This is a genomic window from Streptomyces sp. WM6378 (assembly GCF_001279695.1).
Classification (GTDB): Bacteria; Actinomycetota; Actinomycetes; order Streptomycetales; family Streptomycetaceae; genus Streptomyces.
The window spans coordinates 120,558-138,542 of sequence record NZ_LGDD01000317.1 but is presented as its reverse complement, the minus strand read 5'-3'; the positions used below and the strand labels follow the sequence as shown (position 1 = coordinate 138,542).

The following is a 17,985-nucleotide window of genomic DNA, read 5'->3' as shown; positions in this document are numbered from 1 at the left end:
ATGCTGGGACTCTATTGATGGGCGTTCCGCCTTGGCAAGAAGCCTCGGCGAGAAGGAGCGGGGTGCTGGATGTCGGCTGCCGATTCAGGTGGAGCACAGGTCAAGTCCGCGGTGCGGACCGTCGAGTTGCTGGAGTATTTCGCGGGGCGGCCCGGAATGCACTCCCTAGCCGCGGTCCAGGAAGCGGTTGGCTACCCGAAGTCCAGTTTGTACATGCTTCTGCGCACCCTGGTCGAGCTCGGCTGGGTGGAGACCGACGCGACGGGCACCCGGTACGGCATCGGCGTGCGGGCCCTGCTGGTCGGCACCTCGTACATCGACGGCGACGAGGTGGTGGCGGCGGCCCGCCCCACCCTGGACCGGCTCTCGGACGACACCACCGAGACGATCCACCTCGCCCGGCTCGACGGCACGAACGTGGTCTACCTCGCCACCCGCCAGTCCCAGCACTACCTGCGCCCGTTCACCCGGGTCGGCCGACGCCTGCCGGCCCACTCGACCTCGCTCGGCAAGGCGCTGCTCGCCACCCACAGCGACGAGCAGGTGCGCAAGCTGCTCCCGGAGACCCTGCAGCAGCTCACCGAGCACACCATCACCGACCGCGAGAAGCTCATCGAGGAGCTGCACCTCATCCGTGAGCAGGGCTACGCCGTGGACCGCGAGGAGAACACGCTGGGCCTGCGCTGCTTCGGCGTCGCGATCCCGTACCGCACCCCGGCCCGCGACGCGATCAGTTGCTCGGTGCCGGTGGCCCGGCTCACCCCGGCCCACGAACAGATGGTGAAGGACGCCCTGTTCGACGCACGGGACCGCCTGACCCTGGCGACCCGCCGCCTCTGACCAGGCTCGCCCCGCCTCCCCCGCGCGGCGGAGGCGGATCGTCGGGGCGCAGGACGCGGTGGGGCGGGGCCGCGCGGGACCGTGAGGGCATGACCACCGTCGCCGCGCCGCGCCCCGCCCTCCGCCCCGCTCTGCGGGCCGCCGCCATCGCCGCCTGCCTGCCCTACCTCTGCCTCAAGTTCGCCTGGGTCGCGGGCAGCCACCTGGGCATCCCTGACCACAGCGTCCTGCTCGCCCACCGCGCCTCGATGGCGGCGGCCAACAGCGCCTCGGTGCTCATGGACTCGTGCGTGATCGTCCTCGCGCTGCTCCTGACCCGGCCGTGGGGGCTGCGGGTGAGGGCCTGGCTGCTCGCGCTGCCGATGTGGCTCGCCACCGGTCTGCTCGCGCCTGTCATGACCGGATACCCCCTCCAGCTCCTGGTGCGCGCGCTGAGCGGCACCGCCGTCGGCAAGCCTTCCGACCCGGCGAGCGCTCCGTTCCTCGACGAGTGGGTCTTCGGCGTCGTCTACACCGGTTTCATCATCCAGGGCCTCGCGCTCGGCACCCTGTTCGCGCTGTACGCCCGCGACCGCTGGGGCCACCTGTGGCGCGGCCGGCTCGGCGAGCTCCCGGACGGCACGGTGCGGCCCGCGCTGCGGACGGCCGCCGGCGCCGTGGCGGTGCTTTCGCTCCTTCCGGCCGGTACGCATCTGCTGTGGTCGACGGGGTCGGCGGCGGGCCTGAGCCCGTCCCTGGCCGAGGGGCGGACGGCCGACCAGTACGTCGTGGAGGCGGTGTTCGCGGCGTTCGCCGTCCTTGGCGCGGCAGGTGTGCTGATGGTCGCGTTCGGGCTCGGCCGATCGCTGCCGCTCCGGATACCGCTGGCCCTGGCTTGGCTCGGTTCGGGCGCCACCGCCTGCTGGGGCGGCTGGCTCTGGCTCTCCGCTCTCACGGTCACGGACGGCGCGGCGGACGGACCCACCGCGCTGATGGACCTCACTTACGCTGTGCAGATGATCGTCGGGACGCTGGTCGTCACCCTGGGCGCCCGGTTCTTCGCCGAGCGCCGCCGCCACCCGGGCCGTACCCCGTGATGCGGGCCCTGTTCGGCATACGGGCCCGGCACCGCTGGGTCCATCTGGTCATCGGCGGGGCCCTGTTGATGCCGTACTTCCTGGTGGGCTCGGTCATCGTCGGCTCTTCCGCGCCCGGGGTCAGCTCCTTCGACTCGTTCCCGCGTGCGCTCGTCACCTTCGCCGTCGCGCTGCCGTTCGCCGCCGTCACCGGCCTGGTGCCGATCGCCCGGCCGCTGCTCGTGTTCGGCGCGCGGGCGCTGTGCGGGGTCGGTCCTTCGGCGCTCGCCGACGGTCCCGCCCGCTCCCGCGACGCCCGCCTTCGCGCCGCCGCCTGGTACACGCTGCATGTCGCGCTCGGCGGGATCCTGAGCGGGATGAGCCTGGCGCTGCCTCCGTTCACGGTGTTCCTGATCGCACTGCCCGCCTTCCCCGGCCTGCGCCACACCGTGTACAGCACCGGCGGGCCGCTCTCCAGCGGCTGGGGCATCGCGTGCGCCCCGGTCGCCGGGATCGCGATGCTGCTGGGCCTCGCGGCCTGTTCGGCGGCGGCCGGGGCGCTGCTCGCCCGGCTCGCGCCGGTGCTGCTCGGCCCGTCGCCGGCCGACAGGTTGGCCGCCGCCGAGCAGCGCGCGGCGGAGCTCGCCGTACGCAACCGGCTGGCGCGCGAGCTGCACGACTCGGTGGGCCACGCCCTGAGCGCGGTGACGCTCCAGGCGAGCGCGGCCCGCCGCGTCCTGGACTCGGACCCCGAGTTCGTACGCGAGGCGCTCGCCGCCATCGAGGAGACGACCCGGCGCACGGTCGGTGAACTCGACTCCGTGCTCGGCCTGTTGCGCCAGGACGACGGCGATCTCGCGACCCCGGACCTCGCCGCCCTGGAGGGCCTGCTGTCCCGCACCGGCCTGAAGGTGACGTACTCCCTGAAGGGCGATCCGGCCTCGGTGCCCGAGCTCGTCTCCCGGGAGGCGTACCGCATCGTCCAGGAGGGCCTGAGCAACGCCCTTCGCCACGGCGGAAGTTCACCTGTCACCCTGCAAGTCGCCATAGCCGATGGAGAGTTGGTCCTTGTGATGGAGAACCCCCGGTCCGGGGCCGCGCCGGTGGTGCGGCCGGGCGGCGGACGCGGTCTGCGCGGGATCGCCGAGCGGGCCGTGCTGCTGGGCGGGCACGCCTCGGCGGGCCCGGAGGGTGACGTCTGGCGGCTCAGCGCGCGCCTCCCGCTCGGCGGTGCGCGATGAGCGGCGCGATCCGGGTGGTGGTCGCCGACGACGAGCGGATGGTGCGCACGGCGCTGCGGGTGATCCTCGACGCCGAGCCCGACCTGGAGGTGGTCGGCGAGGCCACCACCGGCGCCGAGGCCGTCTCGGTCGTCCGCGCCAAGCTCCCCGACGTCGTCCTGATGGACGTCCGGATGCCGGAGATCGACGGTATCCGCGCCACCGAACAGATCCTGGCCACGCTCGCCGCACCGCCGAAGATCGTGGTGGTCACGACCTTCGAGAACGACAGTTACGTGTACGACGCGCTGCGTGCGGGCGCCTGCGGGTTCCTCCTGAAGCGGGCCGCCGCCGAGGAGCTGATCCAGGCGGTCCGCCTGGTCGCCCGCAGCGACTCTCTCCTGTTCCCCGCGCAGGTCCGCGAGCTGGCCGCCCGCCACTCGTCCGCCCGCACGGCCACCTGGACCGCCCGGCTCACCGAGCGCGAGGCGGAGGTCCTGCGCCTGATGACGACGGGCCTCACCAATGCGGAGATCGCCGGGCGCATCGGTGTGGGACCCGCCACCGTGAAGACCCATGTCGCCTCGGTCCTGGCCAAGACGGGCGCGCGCGACCGCACCCAGGCGGTGATCGCGGCGTACGAGTCGGGCTTCGTGCGGCCCCGATGACGGTTTCCCGATGAAGGTTTCCTGAGAAACCGGGACAACCGGAACTCCGCGCTCGGGCCCGTCCGTCTTGCGTACGGGATGAACAAGACAATCAGGCGCGCCTCGGTCTTCTGTCTGCTGATGGTGCTCGCCCTCCTCGGACGAGCCACCTATGTGCAGTTCTACAAAGGCCAGGCCCTCGCGGACGACAAGCTGAACCGGCGGAACACCATCGCGGAGTACTCGCAGCCGCTCGGGGACATCATCGTGGCCGGCTCGCCGGTCACCGGCTCGGAAAGGACGAAGAGCGGCGACCTCGCCTACCAGCGCAGCTACAAGGACGGGCCGATGTACGCGCCGGTCACGGGCTTCGCCTCGCAGGTGTACGGATCGACGCAGCTGGAGGGGATCTACTCCAAGGTCCTCGACGGCAGCGACCCGCGCATGCAGAACCCGTTCGACGCGCTCACCCGGCAGCGCGCGCCCGGCGGCGACGTCCTGACGACGATCGACCCGGCGGTGCAGAAGGCCGGGTTCCAGGCGCTCGGCAACAAGGAGGGCGCGGCCGTCGCGATGGACCCGAAGACCGGCCGCATCCTCGGCATGGTCTCCACGCCTTCGTACGACCCGTCGAAGATCGCGGGTTCCTCGTCGGCGGACGGCGACGTGTGGAAGCAGTTGTCCGAGGACCAGAGCCAGCCGATGCTCAACCGGGCGCTGCGCCAGCCGCTGGCGCCGGGTTCCACGTTCAAGCTGGTGGTGGCGTCGGCAGCGCTGGAGAACGGCCTTTACTCCTCGATCGACGAGAAGACCACGAGCCCCAACCCGTACCGGATGCCGGGCACGACGACGGATCTGCGCAACGAGTCGGCGTCCGCGCCCTGCGAGAACGCCTCGATCCGTACGGCGCTCGAATACTCCTGCAACAACGTCTTCGGCAAGATGGCCGTGGACCTGGGCCAGGACAAGGTGCGGGCGATGGCCGAGAAGTTCGGCTTCAACGACGCGGAGCTGGACGTTCCCGTCCGTGCCCAGGCGAGTGTGTACCCGAAGAACATGAACGCGTCGTCGACGGCGTTGTCCGGCATCGGCCAGTTCGACGTGACCGCGACGCCGATGCAGATGGCCATGGTGTCGGCCGCCATTGCCAACGACGGTGTGATGTCGTCGCCGCACCTGGTGTCCAAGGTGACGGACTCGAAGGGAGCCACCCTCCAGTCCTACTCGGACTCGGACGGCAAGCGCATCATGTCGTCGAAGACGGCGCAGCAGATGTACAGCGCGATGGTCTCGGTGGTCACCGACGGCACCGGGTCCAACGCGAAGATCGACGGCATGGAGGTCGGCGCCAAGACGGGCACGGCCCAGCACGGAGTGGACAACTCCAAGAAGCCGTACGCCTGGTTCACCTCGTTCGCCAAGGACGCGAAGACCGGCAAGGAGGTCGCGGTGGCCGTGGTCATCCAGGACTCCGACGCCGAGCGCTCCGAGGTCAGCGGCAACGGCCTGGCGGGCCCGGTAGCCCAGGCGATGATGAAGGCAGCCCTGGCCTCGCAGTGAAGCCCGGCCCGGGGCGCGCGCGGACGGACGAGCGCCCCGGACCGGAGTGGTGGCGGGGTACGGGAGTTACGGCAGGAAGTACATCGGGTTCGGGATCTTGTACGTGTTGTCCGCGTAGCCGCCCGAGAGGTCGGTGTACTGGTCGCCGAGGTTGGCCACGATGTTGTAGCCGAGCGACTCGATGTGCTTGCGGGTGCCCGACTTGTAGTCGACGGTCGAGCAGGTCCAGGTGGGCTTGCCGCAGCTCAGGTAGGCCGGCGGGTTGGCCTTGTCCTTGAGGAAGAAGTGCGCGGCGTCGACCGGCACGTTGTAGCCCGCCTTGGTGAGGTTGGCGGCGCTGGCGGTGCGCTGGGAGGCGTCGCGCCCGGTGAGGAAGAAGACGGTGACACCGTTCTTGGCCGCGTAGTTGACCAGGTCCGGCATGCCGAACACGGCGATCGACCGCGCGCTCTGCACATAGGCGTCGAAGGCGGCGGCGTTGTAGGCGAAGCCGTTCTTCTTCTCGTAGTCGTACGTGAGCAGCGTCGTGTCGTCGACGTCGAGCACGATGGCGGGCTTACGGCCGTCCCGCCCGGGGTGCTCGGCGGCGTGCTTTATCTGCCGCTTGGCGCGGGCCTCGATGTCGGCGACCTGCTTGGCGTAGTTGCTCTTGGGCGACGCCTGGAAGTTCCCGGAGGCGTCGGCGGTACCGCCGTAGTACGCGTTGATCTTGTCTTCGACCTTGGTGATGTTCGGTATCTCGCGGTCCGACTTCGGCGCCGCGTTGTCGGCGGAGGCCGCTCCGACGCCGTAGAAGGCGACGCCGGTGACGGCGAGTGCGGCGGCGGTGGTTGCGGCTTTGGTGAGAGTGCGCATGGGCATTGTCTACGCGCATCACATGGCGCCCCGCCAGGGGAAATGCGGAAATCTTTGCCGCACTGTGTCCTACCGGGGGTAGGCCCGCCCCGGACCCCGCCGCGCCCCCGGCACAGTGGTCCACCCGGCCCGCGCGGCCGGGAGTCCACGACACCCGATACAACAGGCCTGCCCAATTCGCCGCCCGCGCATCACGCACCCCGCGATATCGGGCCGACCGGCAGCGCTGGCGAATGTGGGCCGCGTGCGCCCGCCCGGGGCGAGAATTGCCGAGCTCAAGAAGCGCCGGAGCGGCGCTTAAACGCGGCCCAGGAGTTCACCTGCGATATTGCCGAGGACGCCTCCGTCCATTTCGTCATCGGGCGACATTTCGATCCTGCCGTGCTTACGGTCGGAGGCGTCGCGATGCTTACTGCCGGGGATAGGCTCAAGCCGGGTGGTTGAACCCCCGGCCGTGTCCCTCGGCGGAGGCGCCGCGGAAGCCCCATTCATTCCGATGGTGGCGAGTAGGACAGGTGTGGCGAGCACAATGGCCAGGGCTCTGCGTACGCGCATGGCTTTCTCCTCATCCAGGACAACAAGTCGCCGCCAAGCTACCCCGGCATTCACCCCGAATAACCGCTCATCGAACTAACCGCTCGTACGGCCGAATACCTGGCGCCCCCGCTTTTCTCGTGGAGCTCGATAGGGCTCGACTCCGAAGTCTGCGGAATTCCGGCATGACTCCGTCTCGCCGATTTCACGGCTCCGCCCCGGTGCGGGCCGAGTCGGCTCGTACCGGGGCGGCGATGCGGTGCGGGTGCCGGACCCTGCCCTGAGTTGCCCCGGCTCGTCACCAGGCCCGAACGGGCGACAGAGGCGGTTCGAGTACGCCTCTCCCGGCTCTCTCGCTAGCCGAGCAGGGCCTTGAGGAGGGCACCTACGACGTGGAGGAGCCCGCCCACGACAGCACCAAGGACGACAAGAATTGGCACAGTGATCTCCCTGCTGTGAAATGGAGTTTGACTGGCTCGACGCCTCGTTCGAGCCACCCCTGTAACTGCCTGACCCATCAAATGGACACGCTCGTCTTCACCCGCCCGTGGAAGATTAAATGCCCCCTCCGCCTCTTGGGCGGTGATCCCGCCCATTCCCGGATGCCCCCGCCCTCCCCTTGCTCCGCCCCTGGGTTCCCCGAGCCGACCACGGGAGGGCGCCGCGAGAAGCATCGAGGCGAGGCGAAACAAGGGCCGTGAAACCGTTAGGCATCTGCGTTCATCGGGTGCTCGCCGCCATAACGGCGGGACCACGCAAAATCAGTTCGGCGCTTTCGCCGCCGAGGCGCGATCACGGCGTGCGGCCGACGGCCTTCGACCGTTCTGCCCAAGGGGTGCCCAAGGGGTGCTCCCTTCCCCTCTCACCGTCGAGCGGAAGGGGGGTCAGAAACTCGCCGCCGGAGCCGTAGCCGTCCATTCCGTCCGCCTGCGATGTCCACCTGCCATACGGGGTCGGCCCGCGGCTGCCGGACGGGCAAGCGCGCCGCAGGCGGCTACCCCAGTGCCCCCGACTTCCGCACCGCCTCAAGGTCCGCCCCCGACGCCAACCCCGCGTGGTACAGCCGGAGTTCCGTCGCCCCCAGGGCCGCCGCCCGGGCCGCATCCTCCGCCAGCGCCCTCGGCCGGCCCCCCATCCCCGACACCACCGTGAAGTTGGCGGCAATCACAGCCCCCGAAGGGCCCCGCGCGGCAAAGGGTTCGAGAAGCTCCGTCCCGCCCGCACAGGGCACCACCACCCCATCGGCCACACCGAGGATGTGCGCGGGGTCGACCCCCACGTTGGCCCCGCACCGCTCCGGCCGCGGATCCGCGTGCAGCAGCACGCGAAACCCCGCCCGGGCCCGGGCCCGTACCGCCGCGACGACCGCCTCCTGAAGCTCCCGAGCGACCCGCGTACGGAACTCCAGCGTGCCCGCGCGCAGTTCCGCACCGGACGCCCGCACCGCCCCGCCCCGCCACACCGGCTCCAGCGCCTCTCGCACCCGTATCCTCAACTCGCCCGCGTCCAGGCCGATTTGGCCGTACCCCCGCTCACAGAACGCGCAGAAGCAGAGCGACATCAGATATTCCGCGGTGTCGTCCAGCGCCACCCCCGCGATCTTGTCGTGGCCGTGCAGGTGAGCGAGCCCGTACCAGCCGCAGGATTCGAGTTCGGTGCCGCCGGCGCCGGGCCGTACCGCCGCCTCCGCCGCCAGGGCGACGAGATACGCGCGGACCCGGGGCTGGGCGATGCAGGGCGCCCAGGGGTAGCGGTCGCCGTAGGCGTTGACCACCGACGTCCCGGGGTGCTCCGCACCCAGCCGGGAGTTGTGCGCGAGCACCACCCAGGAGTGCACGTCGAGCCCGGCCCCCGCCAGCGCCTCGGCGGCCTCGCCGTACGCGTCGCCCGGCGCCCAGGCCCCGGCCGGGTACGGCCTCAACTCCCGCCCGTTCCAAGCGAGTTCATCGGGCGGGTACAGCACCGCCGCGTGCTCGGCCGTGACGATGCGGTGGCGCGGGTGGCGCGGCGTGAGGGCGCGGGTCGAGTGGTAGGCGCAGGCAAGCGTCACCTGCCTGGCCCCGAGGTCCGCGATCCGGGCCGGGGCGTCCGGGTCGCCGAGCACGTCCCAGGGATAGAGGAACGCGGACGCCTTCACGCGCCCGCCCCGGACGGACCGGCCTCGCCCTCAGCCCCGGACTCACCAGCCGCACCTCCGCTCGCTCCGTCCTCCCCCGAAGCCAACAGCCCCCGTCCCCGCTCGATCAGCGCGGCCAGCCGTTTGATGTGGTCCGCGTCCGGCTCGCTCAGCGGGGGCCGGACCTCACCCACCTCCAGGCCGCCCAGCCGCACCCCCGCCTTGACCAGCGAAACGGCGTACCCGCGGCCCTGGTTGCGCAGTTCGACGAGCGGCACGAAGAAGCCGTCGAGGAGCCGGTTGGCCAGGGCGTCGTCGCCGGATTCGAGGGCCCGGTGGAAGGCCAGCGCGATGTCCGGTGCGAAGCAGAACACCGCGGAGGAGTACAGGGTGATGCCGATGCCCCGGTAGGCGAGGCCGGTCAGTTCCGCGGTGGGCAGACCGTTGAAGTACAGCGGGCTCAGGCCCGCCGAGCGTACGGCGCTCACGATCCGCTGCATCAGATCGAGGTCGCCCAGGCCGTCCTTGAAGCCGATGACGCCGTCGACGCGGGCCAGCGCGACGGCCGTCTCGGGAGTGAGGATCGCGTTGTCGCGCTGGTAGACGATGACGTCGAGCGAGGTCGCCGCGGCCAGTTCGGTGTAGTGGCGCAGCAGGCCCGCCTGGTCGGCGACGACGAGGTAGGGCGGCATCGCGAGCAGCCCGTCGGCACCGGCCTCCTCGGCGAGGCGGGCGTACTCGACGGCGAGGGCCGTGCCGTATCCGGCGCCCGCGACCACCGGGACCCGGCCCGCGCTCTCCTCGACGGCGGCGGCGACGCAGGCCCGGAACTCCTGCGGGGTCAGGGCGTGGAACTCCCCCGTGCCGCAGCAGGCGAACACCGCGGCGGCACCCGCCTCGATGCCGTCGCGCACGTGCACGCGGAAGACGTCGAGGTCGAGGCCGCCGTCCGGCCCGTACGCGGTCACGGGGAAGAACAGCGGTCCGCTGACGTGGGTGAGACGGGCGGCGAGCGGGGCTGAGGTCACGGGCTGCTCCCTGGGCAAGGACCGTCGTGCACAATTCTGACTGTCGTCTATATTTCTGAACTGCGCCACGCTAAGCCCGCGCCCTGGCGGCGGTCAAGGTGAACGACCTTGGCGCGCGGGCGGATTCGACACTTTCGCGTCCCCCTTGACGGGGTCCGACCGCGCTCCCTAGCGTGTCCACACATGTGAATGACGTCTATGGATGCGGTGATCCGTCAACCCGTCACCCCCTCCATCGGCGTCCCCATGGACGGCCCCGCACCCCCGAGGAGAACCCATGCCAGGTCCCCGCACCGTCCTGCTCACCGGCGCCGCCGGCGGGCTCGGCACCCTGATGCGCGGGCTGCTCCCGGCGTACGGATACGAGCTGCGGCTCCTGGACGTGCTGCCGATCCCCGGTGAACCGGACGCGATCACCGCCGACCTCGCCGACAAGGACGCGCTGCGCGAGGCCGTACGCGGGGTCGACGCGGTCCTCCACCTCGCGGGAATCTCCCTCGAAGCCTCCTTCGACAAGATCCTCAAGGCCAACATCGAGGGCACGTACAACCTCTACGAGGCCGCGCGCCAGGAGGGCGTACGGCGGATCGTGTTCGCCTCGTCCAATCACGCGGTGGGCTTCACGCCCCGCCCCCAGGGCGCGGACGACCCGCTGATTCCGGTCGACACCGCGCACCGGCCCGACACCTTCTACGGGCTTTCCAAGGCCTTCGGCGAGGACCTCGCGCAGTTCTACTGGGACAGGCACGGCCTGGAGACCGTCTCGGTCCGCATCGGTTCCTGCTTCCTGGAGCCCACCTCCGTACGGATGCTGTCGATCTGGCTGAGCCCCGGCGACGGAGCCCGGCTCTTCCACGCCGCGCTCACGGCCGAGCGGGTCGGGCACAGCGTGGTGTACGGATCGTCCGCCAACACCCGCCTGTGGTGGGACCTTTCCTCGGCGCGGGCGCTCGGTTACGAGCCGCGGGACGATTCCGAGCAGTACGCCGAGAAGCTGCTCGCCGAACAGGGCGAGCTCGACCCGGACAAGCCCGAGCACGCCTGCCTCGGCGGCCACTTCACCACCGACCCGCCGATCTGGCCGCACTGAGCCGGTGCGGAGCGCGCGGAACGCGGCCCCGACATTCGGGCGAGGTTCAAGGAACCGTAAAGCGACGCCGCTCGTTTCCGGGGCATGACCGCAATGACCCCCGGCTCGAACCTTCCGCTCCCGACCACCCGGGTGACGGTGGACGTGACCGCTCCCGTACGGCTCGACGTCTCGGGCCTGCTGCTCACCGCCGACGGCAAGGTGCGCTCGGACGACGACTTCATCTTCTACAACCAGCCGCAGGGCCCCGGTGTGACCTACCGCCCCGGCGGCGGCACCGCGCCCGACGCGATCGTCGTGGACACCGCCGCCGTGCCGCCCGGCATCGAGAAGATCGTGGTGACCGCGAGCCCGGACGCGGCGGGCCAGAGCTTCCAGGGCATCGAGCCCACGGCCACCCTGCGCGACGGCGACGGCGGCGTGATCGCCTCCTTCACCCCGCCCGGTCTCGGCGTCGAGACGGCCCTGGTGGTCATGGAGATCTACCTGCGCGGCGGCGCGTGGAAGGCCCGCGCGGTGGGCCAGGGATACGCCAACGGCCTGGCGGGGATCGCCACGGACTTCGGCGTCTCGGTCGAGGAGCCCGCGGCACCGGCCGCCGCGCCCCCGATGCCGTCCGCCCCGCCGGCCGACCCGCGCCTCGCCGCCCCGGCCCCGGCGGCCCCCGCAGCACCGGCCGCGCCCGCGCCCGCCCCCGCGAGCAGCGGGAAGATCAACCTGGACAAGGGCCGGGTCAGCCTCCAGAAGAACCAGACGGTCTCGCTGGTCAAGGGCGGCCGCCCGCTGCTCTCCCAGGTCAAGATGGGCCTCGGCTGGGAGCCCGCGTTCCGCGGCAAGGACATCGACCTGGACGCGTCGGTGATCGCGTACGGCCCGCAGCGCAACCACCTGGACAGCTGCTACTTCGGCAAGCTCTCCATCCTGAACGGCGCGATCAAGCACTCCGGCGACAACCTGACGGGCGAGGGCGCGGGCGACGACGAGGTGATCGTGGTCGACCTCGGCCGCATCCCCGCCGAGGCCACCGGCCTGGTCTTCACCGTCAACTCCTTCTCCGGCCAGAAGTTCACCGAGGTCGCCAAGGCGTACTGCCGCCTGATCGACGCGGCGAGCGGCGAGGAGCTGGTGCGCTTCGACCTGACCGGGGCCGAGCCGCAGACCGGGGTCATGATGGCCAAGCTCATCAAGCAGTTCTCCGGCGAGTGGGAGATGACGGCGCTCGGCTCGTTCGTGAAGTCCCGCACCGCCCGCGGCATGGTCAAGCCGGGGGCCGAGGCGCTGTAGCGCGCCCACCACTGGTGTGTGAGGGCGGCGGGGTCACGGGCCCCGCCGCCCTCCTCTCATGCGCCCCCCTGCCCCACTCGCGCGACCGCCCTGTCGGAACCCCACAACACCCCCGGGACAAATCGCTGCCTCCCTACCATTCGCGCGGAGCCACCTCCCCTGGCAGAGTCGGAGCATGAGCGATCTTGGAGAAGTACTCGTCACCGGGCTCGGCGCGATCACCCCGCTCGGCGCCGACACCGCGACCACCTGGGCCGGGATGCTGGCCGGTACGTCCGGGGCGGGCCTGATCGAGGAGGAGTGGGCGGCCGACCTGCCGGTCCGGGTGGCCGCCGGGCTCTGTGTGGACCCCCGCTCGCTGCTCGACCGGGTCGAGGCACGCAAGCTTGACCGTTGTGAACAACTCGCGATGATCAGCTCCCGCGAGGCCTGGCAGGACGCGGGCACCCCGGAGGTCGCTCCCGAGCGGCTCGCCGTGGTGATCGGCACCGGCACCGGCGGCGTGCTGACCACCCTGGGCCAGGACGACACCTTCGAGCAGAGCGGTGCCCGGCGGCTCTCCCCGTACGCCGTGCCGATGCTCATGCCGAACGGGCCCGCCGCCTGGGTGTCCATGGAGCTCGGCGCGCAGGGCGGCGCCCGCACGCCGGTCAGCGCCTGCGCGTCGGGCGCCGAGGCCATCGCGATGGGCCTGGACCTGATCCGCTTGGGCCGGGCCGATGTGGTGGTGGCCGGCGGCACCGAAGCCTGTCTGCACCCGTTCACGATCGCCGCGTTCGCGCAGATGAAGGCGCTGTCGACCGAAGACGCGGACCCGGCGTCGGTGTCCCGGCCGTTCGACAGGGACCGCAGCGGCTTCGTGATGGGCGAGGGCGCGGGGATGGTCGTCCTGGAGCGGGCCGAGTTCGCGCGGGCCCGGGGAGCGCGGGTGTACGGGTCGGTTGCCGGGGCGGCCGTCACGTCCAGCGCGGACCACATCACGGCCTCGGACGTGGCCGGCCAGGTACGGGCCGTCGAATCGGCGCTGCGGGACGCCGGGTTGGGCCCCGCCGACATCGGCGTGGTGCACGCGCACGCCACCTCCACGCCGTCGGGCGACCTCGCCGAGGCGGAGGCGGTGGCCAAGGCCATCGGCACGCACCCGGTGGTCACCGCCACCAAGTCGATGACCGGCCACATGCTGGGCGCGTCCGGCGCGGTGGGGGCGATCGCGGCGCTGCTCGCGCTGCGCGACGGCATCGTGCCCGCGACCCGCAACCTGGACCACCTCGACCCGGCGGTCCGGCTCGACGTGGCCGCGGGCGAGAACCGCAAGGGCTCCTGGGACGCGGCGCTCGCCAACTCCTTCGGGTTCGGCGGGCACAACGTGAGCCTGGTGCTCGGGCGGGCCTGAGAGCCTGTGAGAACCCCGGGGACACCGCCGAGCGCCCGCCACGGGTGACCACGTATAAACAGCAGTGCAGCCAAACGGCAGTGCAACCGCCGTGACCCCGGGGAGAGTTCATGAATCTGTCGGCCACCGATCGCCGTGTCCTCGTCAGCGGAGCCTCCCGGGGGCTCGGCCGCGCCGTCGCCCAGGCGTTCGCGGCCCAGGGGGACCGCGTGGCCGTGCACTTCGGGTCCCGGGAGGAGGAGGCCCGCGAGACTCTCGACTCGCTGAAGGGGTCGGGCCACGCGCTGGTCGGCGGCGATCTCACCGACCCCGCCGGGGCCCGTCGCGTCGCCGATGCCGCCGCCGGCGCGCTCGGCGGCATCGACGTCCTGGTGAACAACGCGGCCGTGAACCTCCCCCATCCCCTCGCCGACACCCCGTACGAGCAGTGGGCCGAGCTGTGGCAGCGGCACGTGAGCGTGAACCTCCTCGCCACCGCCAACCTCAGCCATCTCGCGGCGTCCCGGATGATCGCGCAGGGCACCGGCGGGCGGATCGTGAACATCGGCTCGCGCGGCGCCTTCCGCGGGGAGCCCGACCACCCCGCCTACGGGGCGACCAAGGCGGCGGTGCACGCGCTCGGCCAGTCGCTCGCGGTGTCGCTGGCCCCGTACGGGATCGGTGTCGCCTCGGTCGCGCCCGGGTTCTTCGAGACGGAGCGCGTCGCGGGGCGGCTCGGCGGAGCGGAGGGCGAGGCGATCCGGGCGCAGTCGCCGTTCGGGCGGGTCGCCTCCGCCGAGGAGATCGCGGAGGCGGTGCGCTGGCTCGCCTCGCCGCTCGCCCAGTGGTCGTCGGGCGCGGTGCTCGACCTCAACGGGGCGTCCCACCTGCGGACTTGAGGCGGCGCCGCACACAGCCCGGTGGCCCCCCGATCAAGCGATCAGGGGGCCACCGGAATGGGACCCGGGCTCTCAGTCCTACAGCCACGGCCAGTTGACCGAGCGGCCCGCCTCAAGCAGCGGCACCATGCGGAACGCCGCGTCCGTCAGGCCCGCGAACACGTGGCGGTTGTCCGTGCCCGACGGGCCGTGCCCCACCCGGTACCCCGCGAGGTTCCAGGTGTAGACCGGCACGTCCGCCGGAACCAGCGCCGTCGGGTCGCCGCCGTAGTGGTACGAGGCCTGCTCGTCCGTCACGATCAGCACCCGGTCGTGGCGGCGGTAGTGCTTACGGACCGCCTCCGCGGTGTTGGTGCCGCCCAGGTCGCCGAAGCGCTCCAGGATCTTCAGGACGGACTCCCCCGCCCTGTACTTCACCCGAGCGCTGTCGGTACCGAACTCCACGAGGTCCGCGTCCGCGGCCCGCAGCGCGAGCGCCGTACCGAAGATCGCGGCCGCGTCCGCCCGGTTGAGCTTCGAGCGGTCCGAGAGCGGCGACCACATCGAGCCCGAGCGGTCGACCAGGATCAGGGTGCGGCCGCCGAGCGCGGGCACATTGGCCAGCGAGTGGCCGAGCGCCTTCTCCAGCGGGTACGACCAGCGCAGCGACGGCGCGTGCTGGTACGCGGCCAGGTAGCGGAACGGGAACTGCCGGGACTTCGCGACGACTTCGGGGTCCGATATCTTCGCGCCGACCTCGGCCGCCACCTCGTCCGAGACGCCCGCCTCGTCGAAGTTGCGCAGGTTGCGCACCAGGGCCATCGGGCCCATCGACGGGATGACCGCCTCCCAGGCCTCCTTGTCCATCGGCCCCTGCAGCCAGCCCGCGAGCGCCTCCCAGGTCAGGCCCGCGGCTGCCAGCCGCTCCGCCCCGTCCGGAGCGAGCACGACCGCGCGCCGCTCCTCGACCGGCAGCGCCATCAGCTCGCGGTGCGCGGCCAGCACCCGGTCGCCGGCCGGCGGCACCGCGGTGTCGGGGTTGTGCCGGCGGTCCAGCGCGTACCGGAAGAGCTCGCCCTGCCACGGCTTGGCCGGGTCGGGCGCCGCGTGCACCAGGTTGAGGATGTCGCCGAAGCGGTACCCCTTCGAGGCGGTGTCGTACTTGAGCAGCGACTTCCCGCTGTAGAGGCGGCGTACGGCATCGGCGATCCCGCGCTTCACGGGCTTGGGCACGTTCCGCCCGTACATCGAGGTCCAGTACCCGAGGAGTTCGCCGGGCTCGTCCGGGCGGAGCAGCACCGAGGCGACGACCTGCCGGTTCGACGGGCCGGTCGCGGCGCCCGCGTCGAGGCGCGCCTTGACGTACTCGGCGGCGCCGACGATCGAGGCGGTACGCATCCCGCCCTCGCCGCGCAGCCAGCCGAGCAGGCCCGCGGTCCACTCGGCGTCCTCGACGGCGAGCTTCCGCACGAGCGCCGCGAACCGGTCGTCGCGGGCCTCGCCGGTCTCGTAGAAGGTCTGCTGGGAAACGAAGTTGGCGACCGCGAGCAGGAAGAGCTCGGACCGGGCGTCCCGCAGGTGGCCGGGGCCGCTCTCGTGGGTGTGGGCGGTGGCGCCGGTGGACGCCACGGGCGAGGTGGTACGCGCCTTGGTGGCGCGCAGGTTGAACCGAGCCATGGTGAATGGCCTCCCGAGATCGAATGTCGGCGACGGCGCTGTCGTGGAAGAAGGAGCCGTTGCCTGCGCACCGGGAGGTGCACGAACTGATGAGGTGTGGGTGCCGCGGAAGCAGGTCCTGCCTGCGCGTCCGGACGAGTTCGACCTTAGGCGGCGGCCCGGACGGCACGCCAAGCATTTTCGCGGGGGGCTACGTGGCCCGGCAGGAGGTCATGGCTTCGACTGGCCGCCCTTCAGCCGCAGTTGGAGAAGTGACGGAGTGTCGGACATGCCGCCGCCCGGGGGCCGTGCGGCCCCCGGGCGGATGGAGTGCGGTGAGGGATCAGGCGCGGGAGCGGGCCTTGAAGGCGGCCTTGCGGGCCTCCTTCGCCGTGGACTTGTCCGGGTGGAGGCGGCCCATCGCCTCCAGGACGTCGGCGGTCGCGGGGTGCTCCACCCGCCAGGCCGCGTCGAAGAACCCGCTGTGCTGGCCGACCAGGCCCTCGACGAGCTCCTGGAGCTCCTCCAGATCGCCCTCCACCGCCAGCTGCGCGGCGATGGTGTCGATGGCCAGCCAGAAGATCATCGCTTCGGACGGCGGCGGCACGTCGGGGGCGCCGCGCTCGGCGAGCCAGACCCGGGCGAGACCGCCCAGTTCCGGGTCGGGCAGCACCTCGCGCACGGCGGGTTCGGCCAAGGCGCCGGTCAGGGCGAGGGCCTGCTGGCAGTGCAGCCGGCGCAGCGGGCCGCCCTCGTCGCCGCCCCGGGCCGCGGTGAGCAACTCCCTTGCCGCCTCCGCCGGTTCGCGCCGCGCGAGCCACTGCTCGGTCTCGGCGCGGGCCGAGAGCTCGGGGAAGAAGGCGATGCCGTCGAGCAGCGCGTCGGCGCCCTTGTCGGCCAGGTCGCCGACGGCCGGGGCGTCCACGCCGGCCTCCAGCATCCGGGCACGCACGCCGTAGAGGCCGAGCGGGGTGAGGCGGACCATGCCGTAGCGGGAGACGTCCTCGTCGTCGACCGGCGGGGCGGGCTCGTCCCCGACCTCGGCCATCAGGGCCTCGTCGACGGGCTCGTACTCGACCAGGCCGATCGGCTCCAGGAGCCGGAACTGGTCGTCGAGGCGCATCATCGCGTCGGAGACCTGCTCCAGGATGTCGTCGGTGGGCTCGCCCATGTCGTCGGGGACGATCATCGAGGCGGCGAGCGCGGGCAGCGGCACCGGCCCCTCCGGGGTGCCGCCCTCGCTGACGGTGAGCAGGTACAGGTTGCCGAGGACGCCCTCCAGGAAGTCGGCCTCCTCCTCGGGGTCCCATTCGAGGCGGTCGAAGTCGATCTCGCCGTCCTCGCCGACCAGGTCGGCGAAGTCGTCGATCATCGGGGCGGTGGCGTCCGCGAAGACGACGTCGAAGGCGTCGAGCCAGAGGGCCAGCACGTCGTGCGGCGAGCCGGAGGTGAGCACGGAGAGGTTGTCGCCGGGCGAGGCGGTGCCCTCGGCGTCCTCGTCGTCCTCACCCGCGGAGTTCGGCGTCTCGGGGGCGTCCTCGATGTCGACGAGGCCGGTGTCGACCGCGACCCGCCAGGCCTCGCTCGCGTACGCCGGGCCGTCCTGGTCGTCGCCCAGGCCGAGTTCGGCGGCGGCCGCGGGCAGCTGCTCCTCGACGAGTTCGCCGCCCGCGCCGACCCGCGTGTCGGGCCCGGCCCAGCGGGCCAGCCGCACCGCGCGGGCGAGCAGCGGGGCGGACAGCGCGTCCCGGGCCAGCTCCGCCTCGGAGTTCAGCCGTACCGGCGGCAGGGTGGGGCGGTCTCCGGACATCTGGGGGTACTCCTCGGCCGTACGGTCTGGGCGCTCTGGG

General features: G+C 71.9%; 14 protein-coding genes. 9 read left to right on the top strand and 5 right to left on the bottom strand.

The window, feature by feature from the left end; genetic code table 11:
• The first annotated feature begins 69 nt into the window (after nt 1-69).
• The 5 genes from ADK54_RS32605 to ADK54_RS32585 all read left to right on the top strand — a co-directional run bounded on the left by ADK54_RS32605 (nt 70) and on the right by ADK54_RS32585 (nt 5,322).
• Entirely contained in the window at nt 70-840 is a 771-nt protein-coding gene (locus tag ADK54_RS32605; protein ID WP_053729383.1) for an IclR family transcriptional regulator, read from the top strand.
• Nucleotides 841-929: 89 nt separating this feature from the next.
• Nucleotides 930-1,916, top strand: a complete 987-nt coding sequence (locus ADK54_RS32600) for a hypothetical protein (protein ID WP_053729382.1) — start codon at nt 930-932, stop codon at nt 1,914-1,916.
• Entirely contained in the window at nt 1,916-3,136 is a 1,221-nt protein-coding gene (locus ADK54_RS32595; protein ID WP_053729381.1) for a sensor histidine kinase, read from the top strand. Before ADK54_RS32600 ends, ADK54_RS32595 begins: the two co-directional genes overlap by 1 nt.
• Nucleotides 3,133-3,783, top strand: coding sequence for a response regulator transcription factor (locus tag ADK54_RS32590; RefSeq protein WP_053729380.1), 651 nt, complete (start codon nt 3,133-3,135; stop codon nt 3,781-3,783). Before ADK54_RS32595 ends, ADK54_RS32590 begins: the two co-directional genes overlap by 4 nt.
• A gap of 78 nt (nt 3,784-3,861) precedes the next feature.
• Complete coding sequence (locus tag ADK54_RS32585; protein WP_053729379.1) at nt 3,862-5,322, top strand: peptidoglycan D,D-transpeptidase FtsI family protein; 1,461 nt, start codon at nt 3,862-3,864, stop codon at nt 5,320-5,322.
• Nucleotides 5,323-5,388: 66 nt separating this feature from the next.
• Here ADK54_RS32585 and ADK54_RS32580 read toward each other — a convergent pair whose 3' ends face one another.
• The 3 genes from ADK54_RS32580 to ADK54_RS32570 all read right to left on the bottom strand — a co-directional run bounded on the left by ADK54_RS32580 (nt 5,389) and on the right by ADK54_RS32570 (nt 9,855).
• Complete coding sequence (locus ADK54_RS32580; protein ID WP_053729378.1) at nt 5,389-6,177, bottom strand: HAD family acid phosphatase; 789 nt, start codon at nt 6,175-6,177, stop codon at nt 5,389-5,391.
• A gap of 1,528 nt (nt 6,178-7,705) precedes the next feature.
• Complete coding sequence (locus ADK54_RS32575) at nt 7,706-8,848, bottom strand: hypothetical protein (RefSeq protein WP_053729377.1); 1,143 nt, start codon at nt 8,846-8,848, stop codon at nt 7,706-7,708.
• The gene (locus ADK54_RS32570) at nt 8,845-9,855 is read right to left on the bottom strand and encodes a 5-dehydro-4-deoxyglucarate dehydratase (protein ID WP_053729376.1); all 1,011 of its coding nucleotides are present in this window, start codon (nt 9,853-9,855) and stop codon (nt 8,845-8,847) included. Before ADK54_RS32570 ends, ADK54_RS32575 begins: the two co-directional genes overlap by 4 nt.
• 277 nt (nt 9,856-10,132) lie before the next feature.
• Here ADK54_RS32570 and ADK54_RS32565 point away from each other — a divergent pair, with 277 nt between their 5' ends.
• The 4 genes from ADK54_RS32565 (at nt 10,133) to ADK54_RS32550 (ending at nt 14,500) form a co-directional block, all read left to right on the top strand.
• Entirely contained in the window at nt 10,133-10,945 is an 813-nt protein-coding gene (locus tag ADK54_RS32565; protein ID WP_053729375.1) for an NAD-dependent epimerase/dehydratase family protein, read from the top strand.
• An 84-nt stretch (nt 10,946-11,029) separates the two neighbouring features.
• Nucleotides 11,030-12,229: a TerD family protein gene (locus ADK54_RS32560; protein ID WP_053729374.1), complete on the top strand. Its 1,200-nt coding sequence runs from the start codon at nt 11,030-11,032 to the stop codon at nt 12,227-12,229.
• 175 nt (nt 12,230-12,404) lie between these two features.
• The gene (locus tag ADK54_RS32555) at nt 12,405-13,622 is read left to right on the top strand and encodes a beta-ketoacyl-[acyl-carrier-protein] synthase family protein (protein ID WP_053729373.1); all 1,218 of its coding nucleotides are present in this window, start codon (nt 12,405-12,407) and stop codon (nt 13,620-13,622) included.
• A gap of 110 nt (nt 13,623-13,732) precedes the next feature.
• Nucleotides 13,733-14,500, top strand: coding sequence for an SDR family NAD(P)-dependent oxidoreductase (locus tag ADK54_RS32550; protein ID WP_053729372.1), 768 nt, complete (start codon nt 13,733-13,735; stop codon nt 14,498-14,500).
• A gap of 78 nt (nt 14,501-14,578) precedes the next feature.
• Here the strand turns inward: ADK54_RS32550 and ADK54_RS32545 are convergent, their stop codons facing one another.
• Both ADK54_RS32545 and ADK54_RS32540 read right to left on the bottom strand, forming a co-directional pair.
• Complete coding sequence (locus tag ADK54_RS32545; protein ID WP_053729371.1) at nt 14,579-16,156, bottom strand: TROVE domain-containing protein; 1,578 nt, start codon at nt 16,154-16,156, stop codon at nt 14,579-14,581.
• A 322-nt stretch (nt 16,157-16,478) separates the two neighbouring features.
• Nucleotides 16,479-17,945: a hypothetical protein gene (locus ADK54_RS32540; protein WP_053729370.1), complete on the bottom strand. Its 1,467-nt coding sequence runs from the start codon at nt 17,943-17,945 to the stop codon at nt 16,479-16,481.
• Between the last annotated feature and the right edge of the window lie 40 nt (nt 17,946-17,985).